The following is a 5,211-nucleotide window of genomic DNA, read 5'->3' as shown; positions in this document are numbered from 1 at the left end:
CAGCCTGATCCACCGTCGAGACTTACTGCTACGTCGCCTTTAGGAAATTGGGGGGGAACAACATGCAACTGTGAAACTGAATCAAACCAATCTCGATTGACACTGAGAGTCATATCAGCTTGGGAAGTGCGCTTTTGCATCACAATTCCGCCCGGTACCGGCCAGCCCGGTTTTCCACGTTTTCGGGACGCTCGCAGATCGGTGATATCCTTTTGTGCACGCTACGCGTTGCGCTCTGCGCCCGCCAAAGCGATGCCCATTTCGATATCAGCCCGATGCGCCGCTCGACGTCCCTGCCAGGCCCTTCTTCAGCTACCCAAGCAGACTCCGGCATTCCAGGCTCTTTGCCAGAGGCACTGGAGCGCCAGGGCGGCGCGGCAATAGCCGGCGAATCGTCCCGTTCGCAACGTGCCTACTTCAGCCTGCGGGACGACATCTTTGCGTTCCGGCTGTTGCCTGGCGACCGCTTTTCCGAGAACGATGTCGCGGAGCGGTTTGGCATCTCCCGCACGCCGGTACGCGAGGCGCTGCTGCGCCTGCAGTCCGAAGGACTGGTGCGCGGGCACTTCCGCAACGGCTGGGAGGTGGTGCCGATCGACCTGGCGCGCTTCGAGGCACTTTATGACCTGCGCACCTTGCTGGAAACCCACGCCGCCATGCGGCTGTGCCAGCAGCCGGTGTCGCCGCGCGTGGATCGCTCGTGCCTGGAGGTGCTGGCAGCCACGTGGCAAGTCCCGCCTGCCGAACGCCTGACTGACGGCAACCAGGTTGCCGACCTGGACGAGGCGTTCCACCAGGCCATCGTCTGTGCCGCGGGCAACCCGGAGGCAGCCGCGGTGCATCAACAGGTCACGGACCGCATCCGGATCATCCGGCGGCTCGATTTCGCCTACGGCGAGCGCATCGCCCTCACATATGAGGAGCACGCCAATATCCTCACGGCGCTGCTGGCCTGCGATGGCGCGCGGGCGGTCGAGTTGTTGACCGGCCATATCGAAGAAGGGCGCGTCGAGGTCAGCCGCCTGACCACCGAACGGCTGGAACAAGCCCGCACCAACCTCGAGCGCCCGCTTTCCACCGACGCACCGCCGCGTCGCAGGCGCTTCGGGTAAGCCCTGATATGGTGCCGTCGGCGCCATAATCTTTCCCGCTTCCATTACCTTCCGCAGTCGGTGAATTCCCCGCTATCGTCGGCAACGCCTTGACGGGCGCGGCATTGCCTGCCGCCACCGGTGGCAAGGCATGGCGTGGCACAGGCCTTGCGTTGTGTTCCGTAGATTTTATGTATACATAATTTGCGGGGCACATTGTGACATCTCATCGGAACCCGATTCGCGGCAGCCGCGGCATGGCGGTGGCGCCGCACGCCCTGGCTTCCCAGAGTGCGCTGGCGATCCTGCGCGAAGGCGGAAACGCCGTCGAAGCGATGATCGCTGCGGCGGCCACGATCGCGGTTGCCTATCCGCATATGAACAGCATCGGCGGCGACAGCTTCTGGCTGATTGCGCGGCCGCATGAGGCGCCGCGCGGCCTCGAAGCGTGCGGCGCGGCGGCAGGGGCCGCCAGCATCGAGCGCTACCGTGAAGCGGGCTTGGCGACGATCCCGTTCAGAGGGGGGATGGCAGCCAACACCGTGGCCGGTACGGTGTCCGGCTGGCATGCCGCGCGCACCTGGTCGCGCGAGACGTTGGGCGGGCGCATGCCGCTGTCGCGGCTGCTTGCCGACGCCATCGGCTATGCCCGCCACGGCGTTCCGGTCACGCATAGCCAGGCGGCCTGCATTGTGGCGAGGGCCCATGAGCTCTCCGGAATATGCGGGTTTACCGAGACCTTCCTGGCGGGCGGCGTGCCGCCGCTTGCCGGTGCGCATTTTTGCCAGCCGCGCCTGGCTGACACGCTGGAGCAACTGGCGCAAGCGGGATTCGACGATTTCTACCGGGGCGACCTGGCCCGCAGCATTGCGCAGGACCTGGCCGCCGTCGGCAGTCCGCTCAGCCTGCAGGACCTCGCCGCACACCACGCGGTATGGAAGGCGCCGCTGGTACTGGCGCACTCGCGCGGCCGCATCTATAACATGCCGCCGCCCACCCAGGGGCTGGTGTCGCTGCAGATCCTGGGCCAACTGGACCGCCTGCTCGATCTGCTGCCAGCCAGCGCCATGGCATCGACCAGCGCGCCCTACGTCCATGCCTGCGTGGAGGCAACCAAGCAGGCCTTTCTGGCCCGCGACCGCCATATCACCGACCCCGCGTACATGGACGTGGATCCACGCGAGCTGCTTGCGCCGGCCTGGCTCGATGCCGCGGCCGCGCGTATCCGAACCGACCAGGCGCTGCCGTGGGGAGAGGGCATGGGGCCAGCGGACACGGTCTGGATGGGCGTGGTCGACGCCGAGGGCGTCGCGGTCAGCTTTATCCAGAGCATCTATCACGAGTTCGGCAGCGGCGTCGTGCTGCCTGCCTCCGGCATCAACTGGCAGAACCGCGGCTGCAGCTTCTCGCTGGACCCCGCCGCGCGCAACCCGCTGATGCCGGGGCGCAAACCGTTCCACACGTTGAACCCGGCCCTGGCGCGCCTGGCCGACGGCCGCACGCTGGTCTACGGAAACATGGGCGGCGACGGGCAGCCGCAATCGCAGAGCGCGGTGTTCTCGCGCATCGTCCATTTCGGCATGAACCCGCAGGCCGCGATCGACGCCCCCCGCTGGCTGCTGGGCCGCACCTGGGGCCAGACCAGCGACACCCTCAAGCTCGAGTCGCGCTTTCCGCAGGCGACCTGCGACGCCTTGCGCGCACTCGGCCACGAGATCGAGCTCTTGCAGCCGTACGACGAAACCATGGGCCATGCCGGCGCCATCGTGCTGCACCCCAACGGGCTCTATGAAGGTGGCTTCGATCCCCGCAGCGACGGCGCCGTGGCCGCCTGGTAATCCGCGCCGGGATGCCGCTTGCCAATGCGCCTCGCGCGGCAGGTTCCGGTCTTCTACGCAGTTCCCCCTTGTCCGATCCCCGACGTTGGTTTGAAGGAGTAGTCCGATGAATACCGTTGCAGAGAACGCATCAGCAGGTACCGCCATAGCCCTGCCGGCGGCACGCGAGCGCTGGATACAGCTCGCGCTTGGCATGTTGTGCATGATGGCGATTTCCAGCCCGCAGTATGTCTGGACGCTGTTTACAAAACCGCTGGCCGCCAAGCTGGGGGTTCCGCTGTCTGAGTTACAGGTCACGTTCTCGCTGCTGATCGTGCTGCAGACTTTCTTCTCGCCATTCCAGGGCGCGCTGATTGAACGCTTCGGGCCGCGCCGGCTGATTGCGCTTGGCACGGTGCTGTCGGGACTGAGCTGGGTGCTTGCGGCGCATGTGCACAGCGTGGGACTGCTGTACCTGAGCTATGGCGTCGTGGGCGGCCTGGGCACGGGCATTGTCTACGTCGGGGTCGTCGGACAGATGGTGCGCTGGTTTCCGGACCGGCGCGGGCTTGCCGTGGGCATGGTCGCAGCGGGATACGGCATGGGTGCCATTGCCACGACCTTCCCGATCGCCTCGGCACTGGCCCAGAAGGGACTGGAGGCCACGCTGTGGCAGTTCGGCCTGCTCTTTGCCGTGATCGGCTTCGTCGCCTCGCAGGGTCTTCGTTCGCCGCAGGGCGTGGTGCTGCCCGAACATACTGCGACGCGCACCAGTGCAAAAGCCACCGTCGACGTGCCAACCCGCGAGATGCTGCGCACGCCGCTGTTCTGGCTGCTCTTTGCCATGATGACGATGATGTCCACCTCAGGACTGATGGTGACATCGCAGATGGCGACCTTCGCGAAGGACTTCGGCGTTGCCGGCGTGACCGTGCTCGGCATGGCCGCGCTGCCGCTGGCGCTGACGCTGGACCGGTTCACCAACGGACTGACGCGCCCGCTGTTTGGTTGGGTATCCGACCGCTGGGGCCGCGAGAACACCATGTGCTTCGCCTTCGCGCTGGAAGGCGTGGCGATGGCGCTGTGGCTGCTGACCCGCGAGAATGCCGTTCTGTTCGTCTTGCTGTCCGGCGTCGTGTTCCTTGGCTGGGGAGAAATCTTTTCGCTTTTTCCTTCCACGCTGACCGATACCTTCGGCACGCGTTATGCCACGACCAACTACGGCTGGCTCTATATCTCCCAAGGCATCGGGTCGATCCTGGGCGGACCGCTCGCGGCTCTGATGCACGAAAAGCTCGGTAGCTGGATGCCCGTGTTTGGTGTTGCCATCACCCTCGACGTTGCGACTGCATTGCTTGCGATCGCGGTTCTCAAGCCGGCACGGCGACGTTATCTCAGATGACAGCTGGCTGGCGACCCTGATTTCTCTGTCATCACGATAAAACGTTGTGCCATACAAGTTTCGATTGGTAGATCGTGTTTTTCCTGTTCAAAACCATATAACCTTATCTATGCGTGTGAATAAAAATCACTTTTCGGCACGATTCACCGCAAATGCGCTGGTGCTGCTGTCTGGAATCCTGCCATTCACAGCATATTCTGCAGAAAAACCTTTTAATATTCTGGAGTCTTCGGTCGCAGACATTCATCAAGCGCTGAAGAGCGGAAGTCTGAGTTGCCATGGGCTGGTCCAGCAATATCTGGACCGGATTCACGCATATGACAAGCAAGGTCCCGCCTTGAATGCCATGCTCTACATGAACCCAGATGCGCTTGCCCAGGCAGATGAAATGGATCGCGAATTCCACCGCAGCGGAAAATTGAAACCACTGCAGTGCATCCCAACGGTGCTGAAGGACAATTACAACACCGCCGACATGCCGACCACCGCTGGCTCGGCTTCGCTGGCGGGTTCGCGGCCCACTGAAGACGCATTCGTGGTGGGCCGGCTGAAGCGGAGTGGCGCCGTGATTCTCGGCAAGACCAATCTTCAGGAATTCGCGCTGGGCGGGGTGACGGTCAGTTCGTTGGGCGGACAGACGAAGAATCCCTACGACCTCAAACTGACCCCGGGCGGATCGAGCGGCGGCACCGGGGCGGCACTGGCTGCCAATTTCGCCGCCATCGGCACCGGCTCGGATACGGCAAATTCGCTGCGCTCCCCGGCTTCCAACAATAGCCTATTGATCTTTCCGTAAATCATGACATCACCACAACGTTGCCTGAACCCAGCACGCGGCGATGATCGAAGGCCGGTGTTGAGCGCTTTTGAGCTTGTTGCGGGCGACGGTATGCAACTCATT

The 5,211-nt window shown here is 63.7% G+C and carries 4 protein-coding genes; all 4 read left to right on the top strand.

What is annotated here, in order from left to right; all coding sequences use genetic code 11:
• The first annotated feature begins 380 nt into the window (after nucleotides 1–380).
• The 4 genes from DN412_RS42140 to DN412_RS42125 all read left to right on the top strand — a co-directional run bounded on the left by DN412_RS42140 (nucleotide 381) and on the right by DN412_RS42125 (nucleotide 5,106).
• Nucleotides 381–1,112, top strand: coding sequence for a GntR family transcriptional regulator (locus DN412_RS42140; protein ID WP_115216894.1), 732 nt, complete (start codon nucleotides 381–383; stop codon nucleotides 1,110–1,112).
• Between the two features lie 236 nt (nucleotides 1,113–1,348).
• Nucleotides 1,349–2,929 carry a gamma-glutamyltransferase family protein gene (locus DN412_RS42135; protein WP_115216892.1) on the top strand — a complete coding sequence of 527 codons (1,581 nt, stop codon included), beginning with the start codon at nucleotides 1,349–1,351 and terminating at the stop codon, nucleotides 2,927–2,929.
• Between the two features lie 106 nt (nucleotides 2,930–3,035).
• Nucleotides 3,036–4,310 carry an oxalate/formate MFS antiporter gene (gene oxlT / locus DN412_RS42130; protein WP_115216891.1) on the top strand — a complete coding sequence of 425 codons (1,275 nt, stop codon included), beginning with the start codon at nucleotides 3,036–3,038 and terminating at the stop codon, nucleotides 4,308–4,310.
• A gap of 46 nt (nucleotides 4,311–4,356) precedes the next feature.
• Entirely contained in the window at nucleotides 4,357–5,106 is a 750-nt protein-coding gene (locus DN412_RS42125; RefSeq protein WP_208647767.1) for an amidase family protein, read from the top strand.
• Nucleotides 5,107–5,211 lie beyond the last annotated feature (105 nt).

Origin of the sequence: Cupriavidus lacunae (assembly GCF_003353055.1) — a bacterium.
GTDB classification, from domain to species: Bacteria; Pseudomonadota; Gammaproteobacteria; order Burkholderiales; family Burkholderiaceae; genus Cupriavidus; species Cupriavidus lacunae.
Note: the sequence above shows the minus strand (reverse complement) of the source record. Positions and strands in the feature narration are given on the sequence as shown.